Origin of the sequence: Stenotrophomonas sp. PS02289 (assembly GCF_029960115.1) — a bacterium.
GTDB lineage: Bacteria > Pseudomonadota > Gammaproteobacteria > Xanthomonadales > Xanthomonadaceae > Stenotrophomonas.
Genome location: NZ_JASCOZ010000090.1, coordinates 1 through 17,316, shown reverse-complemented (window position 1 = coordinate 17,316; position 17,316 = coordinate 1). Strand labels below are relative to the sequence as shown.

Sequence of the window (17,316 nt, the reverse complement as noted above, 5' to 3'; positions counted from 1 at the left end):
CGCCCTGCCCCTGGCTGCCGCGCCCGCCGCGCCGGCGCCGGCAGCGGCTCCCGCTTCACCACCGCCCGCTGCCCCGGCCCCGAGCGCTGGCGGTGAAGGCTCCCCGGCTCCCGCCGGTGGCCAGGACGGTGGCGAAGGTGGCCAGCGCCACCAGAACCAGAACCAGAACGCCCAGGGCGGGCAGAATCAGAACCCGTACCAGCAGGGTCAGGGCCAGGGCAACCGCCGTGACCGCTTTCGCAATCGCCGCGACCGCGATCGCAACCGCAACGAGCGCTTCCGCGACGACGGCATGCCGCAGGACAACGGCGAGCAGCAGGCCTTCGTGCCGCGCCAGCAGCCGCAGGTGCCGGAAGGCTTCCCGGTCTACTCGCTGAGCGACCTCAAGCGCATGCCGGCACAGAAGCTGCTGGAAATCGCCGAGCAGCTGCAGATCTCCGAAGGCGTGGCCCGCGCCCGCAAGCAGGACGTGATCTTCGCGCTGCTGAAGGTGCTGACCCGCCACGGTGACGGCGTCGCCGCCGACGGCGTGCTGGAAATCCTGCCGGACGGCTTCGGCTTCCTGCGCGCCGCCGAGGCCAGCTACCTGGCCGGCCCGGACGACACCTACATCTCGCCCAGCCAGATCCGCCGCTTCAACCTGCGTACCGGCGACCACCTGTCGGGCCGCATCCGCTTCCCGAAGGACGGCGAACGCTACTTCGCGCTGTCGATCGTGGACACCATCAATGGTGAGCCGCTGGAAGCGTCGAAGAACAAGGTGCTGTTCGAGAACCTGACCCCGCTGTTCCCGCGCAAGCGCTTCACGCTGGAACGCGGCAATGGTTCCTCGGAAGACATCACCGGCCGCATCCTCGACCTGATGGCCCCGCAGGGCAAAGGCCAGCGTGCGCTGATCGTGTCGCCGCCGAAGGCGGGTAAGACGATGATGATGCAGCAGATCGCCACTGCCATCACGACCAACCATCCGGAAGTGCACATGATCGTGCTGCTCATCGACGAGCGCCCGGAAGAAGTGACCGAAATGCAGCGCACGGTGCGCGGCGAAGTGATCAGCTCGACCTTCGACGAGCCGGCCGCACGCCACGTGCAGGTCGCCGAAATGGTGATCGAGCGCGCCAAGCGCCTGGTCGAACACAAGAAGGACGTGGTGATCCTGCTCGACTCGATCACCCGTCTGGCACGTGCCTACAACAACGTGGTGCCGAGCTCGGGCAAGGTGCTGACCGGTGGTGTGGACGCCAACGCGCTGCACCGTCCGAAGCGCTTCTTCGGTGCGGCACGCAACGTGGAAGAAGGCGGCAGCCTGACCATCATTGCCACGGCGCTGGTCGATACCGGCAGCAAGATGGACGAAGTGATCTACGAAGAATTCAAGGGCACCGGCAACAGCGAAGTGCACTTGAACCGTCGTATCACCGAGAAGCGCGTGTACCCGGCGATCGACATCAACCGTTCGGGCACCCGCCGCGAAGACCTGCTGATCGAGCCGGAGCTGCTGCAGAAGATCTGGATCCTGCGCAAGCTGCTGCACCCGATGGACGAAATCGCCGCGATGGAATTCCTGTTGGACAAGATGAAGAACACCAAGTCCAACGACGAGTTCTTCGGTTCGATGAAGCGCTGATCGGCTGCTTCATTGCTATCGCAAAAGGCCCCGCTTCGGCGGGGCTTTTTGTTTTTCGCGCGGATGGGGCGATTGCCGACACTCCGTGGAGCCGGGCTCTGCCCGGCTGCCGTTGGATCTGTGCGAACAGCCCTCGATTCACGGCCTTCCTAATTGGGCGGCTCGGGGCGGGCGTTCCGGGGGACGCTGCAAATACGTCCTTGTAAGCTCGGTCGCCGCATCCATGCGGCTCACGCCCCCTCCAGCCCACCCCGAACCGCCATGACAGGTGATCGGTGGCCATCGAAAATCATCGCCCGCTGCGTCCACCGCTGTCGCCGCGGGTTCGCCCACTTGCACGTGTAATCCTGCCCGCACCACCGACGACACGGCCACCACGACCACCAGCGACACCCCGCCCAATACATGCACCACTGTCATATCTGACCTTTTCGTGCGCGATTGACGGGCACGATACCGGGCCGGTGGCGGGCATCCCTTGAGGATGGTCCTAAAACGACATCGCCGGCAGAGCCCGGCCCTACTCCATCCAGCCACCAACTTGACCATGGGGCGTCAGCCCTTATCCTGCAAGACATGGCGAACTCCAAGCCCCTGCCGCCTGTGTCCAGCTCCGCCGCGCCAGCGGTGGATCGTATTGCCGCACGGCAAGCGGCGCTCAAGGTGGCCAAGGCCAGGTACGCCGCGCTGCGCAACGTGCATCGCGCACTTGCGGCCGATCTGGCCAAGTTCGACGACGCCAAGACCACCCGATTGATCAATCGGGCACTGCGCAATGTGCAGGTGTGGGAATCAGGTGGCATCGCCAGCCCCTACTACGTCCGCGCCTGGCGCAGGATCCTGCTGGACCCCGCCAACAGCATTCCGAAGATGTTGCGTGGTCACAACGCCAACGCATTGGTTCAGAACTCTCCGTTCGGCTTCGTCTACAAGGAACCCAGGTACCGCAAGGAACTGCAACATGGCGAAACCAACGCCTCCTGAGACCCCTGCCGACATTGATCGCGTCGGTGAGTTGCTGGTCGAAGCCAGCAAGCTGAGCAACCACAAGGAATTCGTCATCATCGGCAGCCTCTCGGTGCTGGCGTCCGAGGCATCCGCGCCTGATGAGATGCTGATGTCAATCGATGTGGACTTTTACCCTCGACTGGACCCCGGCCGCGCAGGAGAGATCGCACGCCAACTTGGCCCCGAATCCGAGTTCGCCGAGAAGAGGGGCCTGTATGCTGATGCGGTCAGTCCCTCGTTGGCTGCGCTTCCCGACGGCTGGGAAGAACGCCTGCATCGGGTGGAGCATCCTGAAGGCGTCATCGGACTTTTACCTTGACCCCAATGACTGCGCGGTAGCGAAGCTGGCACGTAACGAACGGCGCGACCAGCACTGGGTCCGCCAAGGAATCCGTGCTGGGATCATCGAACCGGATACCGTCAAGCATCGCATGGCCACCGCTCCTTTTCTCGATGCCAAGGAGCGAAATCGGGCGGTCGCAAGCCTGGAAATCCAGACTGCATGGGCAATCGCGTTTCGATAGAGACAGACATCGCCGAGCGTTACCCGGCGATGTGATGGATCGCGGTGCACGTCAGGGGCAGCTCACATTGCCCTTGGCCTTGGCCGCCAGTTGCACCTGAGTGAATGCCGCGACCAGCGGCTTGTCTCCGGTCACCACGAACGGGGATTCCACCGCGCCCAGGTCGACGCCCTGCTTGGCGAAGCAGGCCAGCGGAATGCTCACGGTGTGCTTCTGCCCCGGCGACAGCCCGCTGAGTACCGAAGTGATGTCCACGCCACCCTCGCAGCCGGTGCCGCACTGCATGCTCACCTTCACGGGTGTGGTCGGTTTGTTCTGCATCATCACGTCGAACTGCAGCGCACCGTTGCTGCGTGCCAGCGCGCTCAGATTGCGCCGCGAGGAACTGCGGGCGATCAGCTGTGCGGGGGCGAGCCAGGTGACTTCGCGTGCGTCCTGCTGGGTGTTGATCTGCACGGTGCGCACCTGGGCGACCGGGGCCGCCTGCGGCCAGCGCAGGGTGGCGTTGAGGTCGTTGCCCAGCGGCTGGGTCGCACCCTTTGCCGCGATGTGCAGCGAGAACGGCATGCTGTCCACGCGGTTGAAGATGGGCATCGTGGTGACTTCACCGCAATGGTCGGGGTTGGCTTCCGGCAGGCGCGCGACCGGCGCGGCGGAACCATAGCGCAGGCCATAGCCGAGCTTGAACAGCGCCGGACGCTTGGGATCGGGACGGTCAATCGGAGCCGGGCACGGCACACCCGGCCAGGGGAAGCTGAGCGTGCCGGTGAAGTCGTGCGCGGGCTTGCCGTCCTCGCCCGCCACCAGCACGTCCGTGATGCCCTTGCCTTCGCTGCCCGGCAGCCATGCGGCCACGAACGCCTGCGACAGGTTGAGCAGGTCGTTGGTGTACATCGGGCGGCCGGAGAAATACACGGTGACCACCGGCTTGCCGGTGGCCGCCGCGGCCTTCAGCACGGCCAGGTCCTGCGGCTGCGCACGGCTGTGGCTGACCGTATCGGAGGGCAGGATGTCACCGTTGGTTTCGGCATAAGGCGTTTCGCCGATCACCGCGACCACCACGTCGAAGGCGTTGGCATCCACACCGCTGGCGTCGGCGCTGTAGGTCACCTGATCAGTGCCCAGTTCGGCACGCAGCGCGCCCAACACCGAATCGGCATTGAGGTAATCGGCATTGGTGTTCTCGGTGCCTTGCCAGGTCAGCGACCAGCCACCGGACTGGTCGCTCAGGCTGTCGGCGCTCTTGCCCACCACCAGCACGCGCGCGTCGCGGCGCAGCGGCAGGGCGTTGTTCTGGTTCTTCAACAGCACCAGCGATTCCCGCACGGCTTCCCGCGCGAGCTCGCGGTGCTGAACGGCCTTCGCATCGCCCGCGTAACGGCTGTCGGACGGCTTGTGTTCGAACAAGCCGGCCCGCAGTTTCACGCGCAGGATGCGGGTCACCGCATCGTCGATGCGCGCCATCGGAATCTCGCCGCTCTCCACCTGGGCCATGGTGTTGGCAATGAATGCCTTCCAGTCATCCGGCACCATCACCATGTCGATGCCGGCGTTGATCGCCTGTGCGCAGCTGTCGTTGCGGCAGCCCGGTACCTGGGCGATGCCGTTCCAGTCCGACACCACGAAGCCGTCGAAGCCCATCTTGTGCTTCAAGGCATCGGTAAGCAGTTCCCGGCTGCCGTGCATCTTGCCGTAGTTGACCCCGCCCGCGCGGTCGTTCCAGCTGTTGAACGAGGCCATCACCGTCTGCGCACCTTCGGCCAGTGCACCGTAATAGCCCTGGCCGTGCACATTGACCATGGTGGCGTGGTCGACCAGCGCTTCGCCCTGATCGCGGCCGTTGTCCGTCGCGCCGTCGCCGATGTAGTGCTTGGCGGTCGTTACCACGTTGCCGTCGTCGTTGAAGCGCCCTTGCGCCCCCTTGACGTAGGCATGCGCGTACTCGCGGATCAACGCCGGGTCGGACGAGAAGCTCTCATAGGTCCGGCCCCATCGCGGATCGTGGGCGACCGCCAGGGTCGGTGCGAACACCCAGTCGATGCCGGTGGCGCGGGTGGACTGTGCGGTGGCCCGACCGATGCGCTCGATCAGCCCGGCATCGCGTGCGGCCCCCAGGCCGATGTTGTGCGGAAACAGGGTGGCCCCGTACACATTGTTGTGCCCGTGAACCGCATCGGTGCCCCAGATCACCGGCACCGGGGTGGCGGCATCGGACTTCAACGAGGCGGCGCGGTAAGCGTCGGCCAGTTTCAGCCAGTCGGCCACCGACGCATGCTTGTTCATGCCCGGCCAGGAGCCGCCGCCGTTGAGGACCGAGCCGATGTAGTACTCGCGCACCTGGTCGGGGGTGATGGTCTTGATCTCGGGCTGGGTCATCTGCCCGACCTTCTGCGCCAGGGTCATCTTCGAAAGAATGGCCTGCACCCGGCTTTCGATCGCCGGATCCTGGGCGATCGCGCTTTTCACCTGCGGCCAGTCCTGCAGTTGGCCGGCGCTCGACGGTGCGGCGCTGGCGTGGGCAGACAAGGCCAGCAACAGGCTGGCGGCGAGAAGAGACCGGTTGACGCTGATCACGGACGAAACCTCCGGGGTTGGGCGGATGAGGCACCGCACGCTCCCCGTGACGGCCCTTCCTGACAGCGCTGTCATATAAGCCGGCCGAAGCCGTGTCAACCACGGACACACTTCGACACGCACATCTCACGGCGGGCAAAGGGATACGCGCGCACGCGACGGGATGCGACGGCCGCAACTGCTGCAACGCGTCAAGAATTTCCGCAGTACATTCCGTGCTCGTGACGTGGCACCATCCCGCCTGCATCGGCAATTCCACGATGCCTCGGGCGCTCTACCATCGGCAGCACTCTCCAGGAGATCCATCGCATCATGCGCAGTCGCATCGAGGATGTTGCCGCCGTCGCGGGCGTTTCGATCAAGACCGTGTCGCGCGTGCTCAATCATGAGCCGAACGTCCGCGCGGAAACACGCGAGCGGGTGATGGCAGCGGTGACCCGGCTGGGCTACAAGCCCAACCTGTCCGCGCGCAGCCTCGCCGGCCAGCGCTCGTATTCGCTGGCGCTGGTGTACAACAACCCCTCGCGCAATTACCTGATGGAAATCCAGAACGGCATGCTCGAGGCCTGCCACGCGCACCACTACAACCTGATCCTGGGCCCGGTGGGCATTGGTCGACACACCCTGCCCGACCTGTCCGCGCTATTCGAGAACTCGCGCCCGGATGGCGTGGTGTTGATTCCGCCGCTGACCGACGACGCGGTGGTGCTGGACTGGCTGGAAGAACAGGAAATCCCCTATTCCAGCATTGCCCCGCGCGATCCCGAAGGCCACATTGGCGTGCGCATGGATGAAACCACTGCCGTGCTGGAGTTGATGGCGCACCTGGTGGCGCAGGGGCACCGGCGTATCGCGCATATCAAGGGGCCACGCGCGCACGGCGCGTGCCAGTGGCGCCACGCCGGTTACCGCCAGGCGCTGCGCACGGCCGGCATCGACTACGACCCGGCGCTGGTGGTGAACGGTCAGTTCTCGTTTGAATCCGGCATCACCGCGGCCAACGCGCTGCTCGACCTGCCCGAACCACCGACGGCGATCTTCGCGGCCAACGACGACATGGCCGCAGCGGTCTATCGAGTGGCGGGCCAGCGCGGCCTGCGCATTCCGCGTGATCTTTCCGTATGCGGCTTCGACGATACGCCGATTGCCGGGCACATCTTCCCGGCCCTCACCACGGTGCGCCAGCCCACCTCCAGCATGGGCACGATTGCCACCGAGCAGCTGATCGAACGCATTCGCGCCGCCAAGGGTGGCCGCATGGTCACGGTGGACCATGCGGTGCTGGTGCGCGAGTCGACCCAGGCCCCGCGCCGCCGCTGATCTTTCAGCTCCGGCGTGCGCCGCGCCAGGCGTAGTGCAGGATGTAGCCGTAGCACAGCAGCGGTAGCAGGAACGACCACTGCAGGCCGTAGTGATCGGCCAGCCAGCCCATCGCCAGCGGAATCACAGCACCGCCGACAATGGCCATCACCAGCAGGCTGGAGCCCTGCCCGGTGAGCGGGCCCAGCCCGGCAATGGCCAATGCAAAGATGGTCGGGAACATGATCGAGTTGAACAGCCCGATGCTGACCACGCTCCACTTGGCCACGCCACCGGTGCCGAGCATGGTCACTGCGAGCATGCCCATCACGATGATCGCAAACCAGCCCAGCAGGTGTCGCGGCTCGACCTGCACCAGCAACCAGGTGCCAAGCAGCCGCCCCACCAGCGCACCGCCCCAGTACAGCGAGACGTAGAACGTCGCCTGTTGCTCGGTCATCCCTTCGCCGATGCCCGGCATGGACAGGAAGTTGACGAGCACGCTGCCAATGGACACTTCCGCACCCACATAGAAGAAGATCGCCAGCACGCCATAACGCAGGTGCGGATGGCGCAGCGCCTCCCGCAGGCCGCCGGGCCGGGTCGGCTGATCCTCCACCCCGGCAATGGCCGGCAACCGGAACATCCAGATCGCCACCGCCAGCACGAACAGTGTGATCGCCAGGCCGAAGTACGGCAGCTGTACCGACTGCGCCTCCGCGACCCGGTAGGCCAGCGCTTCTGCCTGCGGCAGCGCGGCAAGCTGCTCGGCGCTGCGTGGCTCTGCGGACAGGATCAACAGCCCGCCGAACAACGGGGCCAGCGTGGTCCCCAGTGAGTTCATCGACTGCGCCAGGGTCAGGCGGCTGGAGCTGGTCTGCTCCGGGCCGAGCAGTGCCACGTAGGGATTGGCCGCCACTTGCAGCACGGTGATGCCGGTCGCCAGCACAAACAGTGCGCCCAGGAACAGGCCATACACATGCAGATGCGCCGCCGGCCAGAACAGCAGCGCGCCGACACCGGCAATGGCCAGCCCTGCCACGATGCCGCGCTTGTAGCCTACTGCCGCGACCAGCCGGCCCGCCGGCAGCGACATCAGGAAGTACGCACCGAAGAAGGTGAACTGAATCAGCATCGCCTGCACCCAGGTCAACGAGAACGCGGCCTTCAGATGCGGAATGAGGATGTCGTTGAGGCAGGTGATGAAGCCCCACATGAAGAAGATGGCGGTGACCACCGCCAGCGCCACATGGTTGCTCTTCACGTGTTGCCCGCGCACCACGGTTGAAGTGTCCATTGCCTGTCCTTGCAGAAGGTAAGAGAAGCGCAACGTGGTCAGCCCAGGTCCGGCAAACGGTCACGCAGCGGCCACACATGGAACCTGCTTCGTGTCCGGTTGTCCAGCGCTGTCAGACAACCGGTCAAACGCCTTCGAGCCCGGTTTGCGCAGTTTCGTTCTGCACTGCACAACGTATGGTGCCGACTGAATCGGCTGCACGAAGCCGGCTGAAATCTGCGGAAATCCGTCGTGCACCACGTGTTTCCAACGGGATCACACGGTGATGCCCTGCAGCATCGCCGGCCGTGAAAGCGCGCACCGGAAACGGTTGCACATGGCAGTTTGTTGACAACGCTGTCAGGGGCCGGCCCAATCCGCCCCCATGAGTTGTTGAACCGATCAAACGCCGTCGCACCGTCATTACCGAATTCCCTGGGGAGGGAGCTTCCATGAAGACGTACAAGGCCGTACCCCGCAAGGCAATGCTCACTTCCGCGCTGTTGGCCGTCCTGGCCGGCCCAGCCTGGGCGCAGGACTCCAGCACCGAACCCGTAGACCCGACCACGCTCGACGCCGTGCAGGTCACCGGCATCCGCGCCAGTCTGGCGTCATCGATGAACCTCAAGCGCGACAGCCAGGGTGTGGTCGATGGCATCGTTGCCGAAGATATCGGCAAGTTCCCGGACACCAACCTGGCCGAATCGCTGCAGCGCATCAGCGGCGTCTCGATCGACCGCACGTCCAGTGGTGAAGGCTCCAAGGTTACCGTCCGCGGTATCGGCCCGGACTTCAACCTGGTGCTGCTCAACGGCCGCCAGATGCCGGCCTCGAACCTCGGCGAAGGCGGCGCGGGCCTGTCCAGTTCGCGTTCGTTCGACTTCGCCAATATCGCGTCCGAATCGATCTCGGCGGTGGAGGTCTACAAGACCGTCCGCGCTGACAACCCCACCGGCGGCATCGGCGCGACCATCAACGTCAAGACACTGCGACCGCTGGAAGCCGAGCCGGTGATCAGCGTCGGCCTGAAGGCGGTCAACGACACCTCCAACGACAACCTGCCGCGCACGCTGCAGGGCAACGATTTCACCGGCGAAATGTCGGGCATCTTCAGCCAGCAGTACGCTGACGGCCGCTTTGGCGTGATGCTCAGCGGCAGCTACCAGGAGCGCGACTCCGGCTTCAACCAGGCCACCGTGGCCGAAGGCTGGGCCACCTTCCGCGGCGACAACACCACCGATGGGCGTACGCTGCCGCAACCTGGCACCGGCTACGCCGACCGCATCACCAATCGCCCCGATGCGACCGATGTCTACGGCCGCCCGCAGAACACCGCCTACAACGTCAACGGCATACAGCGTCAGCGCACCAATGGCCAGGCCACCCTGCAGTGGAAGCCGCTGGACAACGTGACCACCACGCTGGATTACACCTATGTGGAAAACAAGGTGCAGCAGCAGCGCAGCGAACTGTCGGTGTGGTTCAACTACGGCCCGGGCGACAGCACCTGGACCAACGGTCCGATCGCCGCGCCGATCATCTACAGCGAAGACATGACCAATTCGGACCTGTCGATGGGCGGCGCGCAGCTTGCGACCAAGAACACGATGGACTCGTTGGGCTTCAACGTGGACTGGGAAGTCAACGATTCACTCGACCTCTCCTTCGACTTCCACAACTCCAGCGCCGAGTCGCAGCCGGACAGCAAGTACGGCTCTGCCGGCGTACTGGGCGTGGCCGCCTTCGTCCGCGGTACCACCACGGTGGACTACAGCGGCGACCTGCCGATCATCAACGTCGCGCTGCCGCCGGGTGGCGTGCAGGCGTCCGACGCGCTGGTCACCGGTTCGGTGTTCCAGAACAGCTACAACAAGTCGGAAGTACAGCAGTACCAGGGCTCCGGTGTCTTCCGCTTCGCCGACTACTCGGCGCTGGACTTTGGCGTTGGCTACGCTGAAGTCAAGAACCGTTCTGCCTCGGCGATCATGCAGCGCGACTCCTGGGGCGGTGTGGGCACGCCCGCCGACTATGACGACAGCATCTGGTATGCCGACGACATGGCGAAGTACTTCGACGCGTTCTCCGGGCATGACGATCCGCGCCTGACGGGTCAGTTCCTGGTGTTCGACTTCGACCGCCTGATCGACCGCGCGGCCCAGGTCGGCAGCGCGGGCAGCCCGGCCTGCCCGACCTGCTACTACGCGCCGACCGAGTACACCGACGACATCCGCACCACTGAAACCTCCAAGAGCGCGTACGTGCAATACCGCACGACCTTCGACTGGTCGATGCCGTTCAGCGTCGCCGTTGGCGTGCGCTACGAGCAGACCGAGGTGGAATCCTCCGCCATGGTGCGCGTGCCGGAAAGCATCAGCTGGAGCTCGGCCAACGAACTGAACATCGACTACGCCGGCGACCGCGCCTTCATCGGCGGCAAGGGCAAGTACGACTATGTGCTGCCGAATCTGGACCTGAAGCTGGACATCCTGGAAAACCTCGTGCTGCGCGGCAGCTACAGCCGCAGTCTGGGACGTCCGGGCTGGAGCAAGATCCAGAGCGGGCAGACCCTGGCGGGCATCGTGCGCACCCAGGGCGGCACCGGCTCGCGCGGTAACCCGGGGCTGGAGCCGCTGATCTCGGACAACTTCGACCTGTCGCTGGAGTGGTACTACGGCGAATCCAGCTACGCATCGGTCGGCTTCTTCCGCAAGAACATCAAGAACTTCATCAGCGACACCATCGTGCGCGAGAACACCGGCGGGCTGCACACGCCCGTGGGCGGTGCGTACTGGAACGCCGCGCTGGCCTCCGGCGGCTGCGCCGCCACCGACGGTGCCTGCATCCGCAACTACATCTTCGACAACTTCAACGGCCAGCCCGGCGTCACCGCCACCGGCACCAACTCGGCCGGCGAGCGCACCGGCACCATCGTCGGCCAGCCGGGCGATCCGGTCGCCGGCTTTGACATCACCCTGCCCGCCAACCAGCGCTCGGACCATCTCGATGGCTGGGAAGTCGCGCTGCAGCACCTGTTCGGCCAGTCCGGCTTCGGCGTGTCGGCCAACTACACCAAGGTCAAGTCGGGCCTCACCTTCGACAACTACAGCCTGGGCGACCAGTACCCGATGGTGGGGCTGAGCGATTCGGCCAACGTGGTGGCGTTCTATGACAAGAACCGCTGGCAGGTGCGTGCGGCCTACAACTGGCGCGACAAGTTCCTCAACGGCATCGGCGGCCAGGGTCCGAACCCGAACTACACCGATGACTACGGCCAGCTCGACCTCAACATCAGCTACGCCGCGACCGACAACCTGACCCTGAGCGTGGAGGCGATCAATCTCACCGACGAGACCATGCGCACCTACTCGCGTCACACCAACATGCTGCGCTATGCCACCCAGACCGGGCCGCGCTACATGTTCGGCGTCCGCTACAAGTTCTGACCTGCACGGGCCGCCCCAACCGGGGCGGCCCGACCTCCGCTGCCCTACACTGCGTCACGCCCCTGTCCCTGTGACCCCGCCATGACCGCCCTGCCCGGCCCGATTGACGAAGTGCGTGACCTTGCTCCCGCGCAGTTGCGGGAACTGCTGCCGATCTGGACCACGCCCAAGGTGATCCGCGGGCTGGTGGCCGACTGGCCGCTGGTCCAGGCGGCACGCCGCTCGCCGGCCGACGCGGTCGCCCACCTCAAGCAGTTTGACCACGGCACGATGCCGGTCACCGCCACCACCGCGCCGCCAGAGGCGCAGGGCCGCATCTTCTACAACGCGGACATGAGCGGCTTCAATTTCCGCCGCGAGCAGATTCCCCTGAAGGTGGTGCTCGACACCCTGCTCAAGTACCACGGCCAGGCCACGCCACCGTCCATCTATGTGGCCTCGACCACGCTGGACAGCTTCCTGCCCGGATTCCGCCAGGACAACCCGCTCGACCTGGGGGTGCACGACCCGCTGGCCAGCATCTGGATCGGCAATCGTTCTCGCATTGCCGCCCACCAGGACGTGCCCGACAACCTCGCCTGCGTCGCCGCCGGCCGACGCCGGGTCACCCTGTTCGCGCCGGAGCAGGTCGGCAACCTCTATATCGGCCCGCTGGACTTCAATCCGGCCGGCCAGGCGGTCAGCCTGGTCGACTTCGCCGCGCCTGACCTGGAGCGCTTCCCCCGCTTTGCCGACGCCTGGGCCCAGGCCCAGGTGGCCGAGCTCGGCCCCGGCGATGCGGTGTTCATCCCCTCGCTGTGGTGGCATCACATGGAAGGACTGGACGACTTCAACGTGCTGGTGAACGTCTGGTGGCGGTCCGTACCCGGGTGGATGGATACGCCAATGAATGCGCTGATGCTGGCCATCCTGGCCCTGCGCGACCTGCCACCCGCACAGCGCGCGCACTGGCAGGCCATGTTCGATCACTACGTGTTCGAGGCAGGCGCACAGACCACGGCGCACATACCGGAGCCCGCCCGCGGGGTACTTGGACCGCTGGATGAGGCAGCGGCAAGCAACGTCCGCAGCGTGCTGCGGCGGCGGCTGGACCGGTGACGCTTTACACACTTGACTTCTGAATACGCAATAATCCGCCCGTTCCCCGCCGTCTGGCTGTCCCCCATGTCGCCGTTGCCGTCCCGCCTCACCCTGGGCAAGCTCATTCTTGCCCTGGCGCTGCTCAGTGCCATTGTCGCGCTTGCCAACACCCTGCACGCCAGCTATCGCGTGCAACGTGAACAGCTGATCGGCAATACGCTGGAAGCCAATCGCGTGTACGCCAGCAAGCTGGCCGAAACCACCCAGAACTTCCTGCTGGCCGCACAGCAGCAGCTGGCCTACTCCGCCAAGGGACTCGGCAGTCGCGCGCACAGCGTGCAGGAATTGGAGCGCGAGGCCGCACGGCTGCAGCAGCAGACCAACGATTTCAATTCGGTGCTGATCGTGGATCGCGCCGGCACCGTGCTGGCGACCTCCCCGCAGAGCCTGGCGTTGCAGGGCGTGGTGCTCAACAGCTCGGGCAACACCGAAGCCCTCAAGCGGCGTGAACCGTACATCAGCGACCCGTATCAATCGGCAACGGGCCGCCTGCTGGTGGCCATCACCCAACCCATCTTCAATACCCAGGGCCAGTACCAAGGTTATGTGAGCGGCACCATCTACCTGCGCCAGCGCAGCATTCTGCAGACCCTGCTGGGCAAGCACTATTACCGCGACGGCTCGTACCTGTACGTGGTGGACCGCAACGCGCGCATTCTGTACCACATCGAACCCAACCGGATCGGTCAGTTCGCCAAGGACAATCCGGCGGTGCAGGCGGTGAGCAAGGGCCAGTCGGGGGCGCAGGAAGTGCGCAACAGCCATGGCGTGCTGATGCTGGCCGGCTACGCGCCGGTGCCAGCGGTGGGCTGGGGCGTGGTCGCACAGCGTCCGACCGAAGCGACGCTGGCGCAGCTGTCCCGCCTGATGTCGGCGGTGATCTGGAACGCCATCCCGCTGGGGATCGTCTCGTTGCTGCTCACCTGGTGGTTCGCCCGCCGTATTTCGCTGCCGCTGTGGCAGATGGCGCGCAACGTGCAGAACCGCGACACCGGCATCGCCATCCGCCATGTGGGCGCGACGCGTGCGTGGTACTACGAAGCGGCACACCTCAAGCAGGCGCTGCTGTACAGCTTCAACCTGCTGCAGGACCGCATCGGCAAGCTCAACCGTGCCAGCATGACCGACCCACTGACCGGCCTGCAGAACCGTCGTGGCCTGCAGCAGGGTCTGGAAGACTGGCAGGCGCGCGGGCAGCCGTTCGGCATCATCGCGCTGGACATCGACCGCTTCAAATCGATCAACGACCGCTTTGGCCATGCGGTGGGTGACGCGGTGATCCTGCGCATCGCGCAGATCATGCGCGACGATTCACGCGACACCGACCTGCTGTGCCGCAACGGTGGTGAGGAGTTCCTGATCCTGCTGCCCGGCATCGACGTGGCCAACAGCGCGCTGATCGCCGAACGCCTGCGTGCGCGGATCGCCGCCGAGACCTTTGACGACGTGGGTGCGGTCACGGTATCGCTGGGCGTAGCGCATTACCCGACATACCACGAAGACCCGCAGCAGGCCCTGCGCCTGGCCGACAAGGCGCTGTACATGGCCAAGGAACAGGGCCGCAACCGGACCGTGATCTACCCACTGGACGACACGCCAACGGGCGTATAAGCGTTTCGCTACCTGACCGGCTGCACGCGCCGGTCAGGGCATGGATGGCATCAACTGCCGAGTGGCGTGAGCAGGCGCGGGCCGTGGCTGACGTCGGCCATGTAAACACCGCCCTGCTTCAGCAGTCCGCCAAAATCCTGTTCGTCCTGCTCGCCGGTACGCCACGGAGCCCGCTCACGTGGACCGGGGATGTACACAGTCCACTGACCGTACTCGTCGCTCTTTTTGTCGCCGAAGGAGTACCGGACCGGAACGCGGATGCTCCAGTGCGGATCATCCTTGTGTTCGCCGGTACTGGGCGCGATGAACGTCCAGTGACGCGCAGCATTGATGCTCTGCTGGGCGAGTACCCTGCGCAGCAGCTTCATCTGCGTTTCATCACCGAGCACGTGCATGTTGACCTGCTCCGCCACCACGTCCATGACCTTGCCGTCGCGGCCGATCTGCAGCACCAGCATCACCTCGCCCTGGCCACCGCGGTTGTAGGCGGCAGCCGGATAGGCCGGCGGCTTGAGCTTGAGAGGCCGCACGTCATCACTGCTGTCCGTGTTCTGGCTGCCAAACGTGGCCGCCTGCAGCGTCACCAGGTCGTTCCCTTCCGGGTCGGCCTTTGCGCCGAGGCGGATGTTCACCGTGGTTCGCGCGCGCACCGCGACACCGTCGCGGAGCACGGGTTGGAAGCGCCAGGTCTGCACCGACCGCTCCACGAAGCCCGCCAACTGGCCTTCCACTTTTTCGCGCTGATCCAGGACGAAGCCTTCGACCTGGCCTTCGGTACCGATGTCGATCGTGCCGGTCAGCACCATCGCGCCCTCGGCGGTTTGCTTTACCTGACGGCGCGATTGCGCCTGCGCATCAACCGGCACGGCCGCCGCAGCACTGCCGAGTGCCAGTACCACGGCCAGAAACAACGATGAACGCATCGCACGACTCCCTGTGATGTGACCTGCGAGGGTAGCCCAGCCACGCGCGTTGCGCCATCAGGCCAGTCGGTGCTGACCTGCGTAAGGCTGCGAATCCGGGTAGTCACCTGCGGCGAACCCAGCCTGCAGGCCTTGCCACCAGCTCGGGTCGAACAGATGGCCGAAATGCTCGCGCACCGCTGCCAGCTCCGCCGCGGGCAGGCCCATGAACGGGGCAAACCGTTCCGGAAAGACATCGCGCGGGCCCACGTGGAACCAGGGTTCATCGGCAATCGCCTCTTCCGCATTGCGCGGCTGCGGCCAGGCACGGAACACGCAGTCGGTGACCCGGCTCAGTTCGTCGTAGTCGTAGAACACCGCGCGGCCATGGCGGGATACGCCGAAGTTCTTCGGCAGCATGTCACCGGGAAAGATGTTGTTGCGCGCCATGTCGGTGATGGCCTGGGCGTAGTCCAGTGCCGCCGCCCGGCGTCCGTCGGCGTTCTGCTCGCGCAGGTACAGATTGAGCGGGCGGAAACGGCGCTGCACGTAGCACAGGTCGATGATCAGGTCGTCGCCGTCTTCGCGCACGCTGGCGGCGCACTGGGTCAGCAGCTCCTCGCGGAGCGCGGCAGAGAAGCGCGCACGCGGGAAGCGCAGGTGACGGTAAGGCTGCGCGTCGAGCAGGCGACCGACGCGATCGAGGGTGAACACCAGCGCGTACTTCTCTTCCACGTCACGCCGGGTCATCCGCTTGGGCCAGGCAAAACGATCGCGGATCAGTTTGAACACCAGCGGGTAGCTGGGCAGCGTGAACACCGCCATGACCATGCCCGGGGTGCCGTCCGCATGCACCAACTGCTCGTCCGGATGGCTCTGGAAGTGATGGAAGAACGTGCGGTAGCGCTCGGTCTTGCCTTGTTTGGCGCGGCCCAGCACCGTGTAGATCTCGTCGATGGGCTTGGCGGGCAACAGACTGCGCAGAAACACCACCGCGTCGCCGACGGTGGCCAGATCTGCCTGGAAATAGCTGCGTGACACACCAAACAGGTGCGCCACGTCACGGCGGCGGGTCAGCACTGCGTCCGCGCTTAGTCCCTTGTCGTCGTTCACCAGCGCAATGACACACGGCGAGAAGCGATGCTCGCCGAACACACGCCCGACCAGATAGGCGCGTCGCTCGCGATAGAACACGGTATCCAGCAGCTCGATGCTGCGCACCGGATGGTCGCCCCAATGCTGCAGGTCATCCTGCAGCCGCACCGCGATGGCTGCTGCACAACGCAGCTGATGTGCGTAAGGCACATCGAAACGATAGTCGCCCAGCACCCGCATCAGGGCCTCGGCCGGGCGTGTGGCGGACACGGCGTAGGTGTGTCGCGCCACCGGATGGGTGATGGCATCGGAAGGCACCACGTCCATCGCCATGAATTCCACCGCCGCATCTGCGCCCTGGGTGGCAAACAGGCGTCGCGCCAGCGTGTTGTAGAAGGTCTTGTACAGCTCGGCATCGATCAGCGGCTCGATCATCGCCGCATAGGCGCTGCGGACCTGCAGCCACAACGCGCGCGCGCCGACGGCCTCGCCGCCGCTGCGGCGCAGGACGTCGACGGTCTCGGCAATGCACTGGTCGTAGAGGCCGATGCGCTCGACGGCGTCCTGACGGGCACCGGCCCAGTCACGGGATTCAAAGCGCAACCGGGCACGCCGGGTGATCCCGGCGAACCGCGCGTGGTAGGCCTCGAAGCCTTCGCGGATGTGCGTAGCCAGCAGCGTTGGCAGCGGCAGTTCAATGACAGCCATGCGAGGGTGATCCGGAAGACCGGATTTCACCCTAAGCGATTACCGCGGGAAAATCACCGGTAGCGCCGGCCGTTGGCCGGCCCTGGCGATCCGTGGGCCGGCCAACGGC

Annotated in this window: 11 protein-coding genes; 7 read left to right on the top strand and 4 right to left on the bottom strand. The window is 65.4% G+C overall.

Features of this window, described 5'->3' with window-relative positions; translation table 11 throughout:
* The 3 genes from rho to QMX83_RS13310 form a co-directional block, all read left to right on the top strand.
* Positions 1-1,627 (top strand): transcription termination factor Rho (rho, locus tag QMX83_RS13320; protein WP_282297126.1); only part of this gene is annotated, 1,627 nt, incomplete at its 5' end.
* Positions 1,628-2,203: 576 nt separating this feature from the next.
* The gene (locus QMX83_RS13315) at positions 2,204-2,611 is read left to right on the top strand and encodes a hypothetical protein (protein WP_282297125.1); all 408 of its coding nucleotides are present in this window, start codon (positions 2,204-2,206) and stop codon (positions 2,609-2,611) included.
* Positions 2,589-2,954, top strand: a complete 366-nt coding sequence (locus QMX83_RS13310) for a DUF6036 family nucleotidyltransferase (protein WP_282297124.1) — start codon at positions 2,589-2,591, stop codon at positions 2,952-2,954. The genes QMX83_RS13315 and QMX83_RS13310 overlap by 23 nt, the downstream gene beginning before the upstream one ends.
* A gap of 256 nt (positions 2,955-3,210) precedes the next feature.
* On the opposite strand, the gene QMX83_RS13305 is transcribed toward QMX83_RS13310, so the two are convergent.
* Positions 3,211-5,733 carry an exo 1,3/1,4-beta-D-glucan glucohydrolase gene (locus QMX83_RS13305; protein WP_282297123.1) on the bottom strand — a complete coding sequence of 841 codons (2,523 nt, stop codon included), beginning with the start codon at positions 5,731-5,733 and terminating at the stop codon, positions 3,211-3,213.
* Between the two features lie 312 nt (positions 5,734-6,045).
* Here QMX83_RS13305 and QMX83_RS13300 point away from each other — a divergent pair, with 312 nt between their 5' ends.
* On the top strand, positions 6,046-7,053 hold the full coding sequence (locus tag QMX83_RS13300; protein WP_282297122.1) for a LacI family DNA-binding transcriptional regulator: 1,008 nt from the start codon (positions 6,046-6,048) through the stop codon (positions 7,051-7,053).
* 4 nt (positions 7,054-7,057) lie between these two features.
* Here QMX83_RS13300 and QMX83_RS13295 read toward each other — a convergent pair whose 3' ends face one another.
* Positions 7,058-8,329: a sugar MFS transporter gene (locus tag QMX83_RS13295; RefSeq protein ID WP_282297121.1), complete on the bottom strand. Its 1,272-nt coding sequence runs from the start codon at positions 8,327-8,329 to the stop codon at positions 7,058-7,060.
* Positions 8,330-8,760: 431 nt separating this feature from the next.
* Between QMX83_RS13295 and QMX83_RS13290 the strand changes: the two genes are divergently transcribed.
* The 3 genes from QMX83_RS13290 (at position 8,761) to QMX83_RS13280 (ending at position 14,502) form a co-directional block, all read left to right on the top strand.
* Positions 8,761-11,751, top strand: a complete 2,991-nt coding sequence (locus tag QMX83_RS13290; RefSeq protein WP_282297119.1) for a TonB-dependent receptor — start codon at positions 8,761-8,763, stop codon at positions 11,749-11,751.
* An 81-nt stretch (positions 11,752-11,832) separates the two neighbouring features.
* Positions 11,833-12,849, top strand: coding sequence for a cupin-like domain-containing protein (locus tag QMX83_RS13285; protein WP_282297117.1), 1,017 nt, complete (start codon positions 11,833-11,835; stop codon positions 12,847-12,849).
* A gap of 66 nt (positions 12,850-12,915) precedes the next feature.
* Entirely contained in the window at positions 12,916-14,502 is a 1,587-nt protein-coding gene (locus tag QMX83_RS13280) for a sensor domain-containing diguanylate cyclase (RefSeq protein ID WP_282297115.1), read from the top strand.
* A gap of 50 nt (positions 14,503-14,552) precedes the next feature.
* Here the strand turns inward: QMX83_RS13280 and QMX83_RS13275 are convergent, their stop codons facing one another.
* A complete protein-coding gene (locus QMX83_RS13275) occupies positions 14,553-15,425 on the bottom strand; it encodes an energy transducer TonB (RefSeq protein WP_282297113.1) in 873 nt (290 codons plus the stop codon).
* Between the two features lie 57 nt (positions 15,426-15,482).
* On the bottom strand, positions 15,483-17,207 hold the full coding sequence (gene aceK, locus QMX83_RS13270; RefSeq protein WP_282297111.1) for a bifunctional isocitrate dehydrogenase kinase/phosphatase: 1,725 nt from the start codon (positions 17,205-17,207) through the stop codon (positions 15,483-15,485).
* Positions 17,208-17,316: the final 109 nt, after the last annotated feature.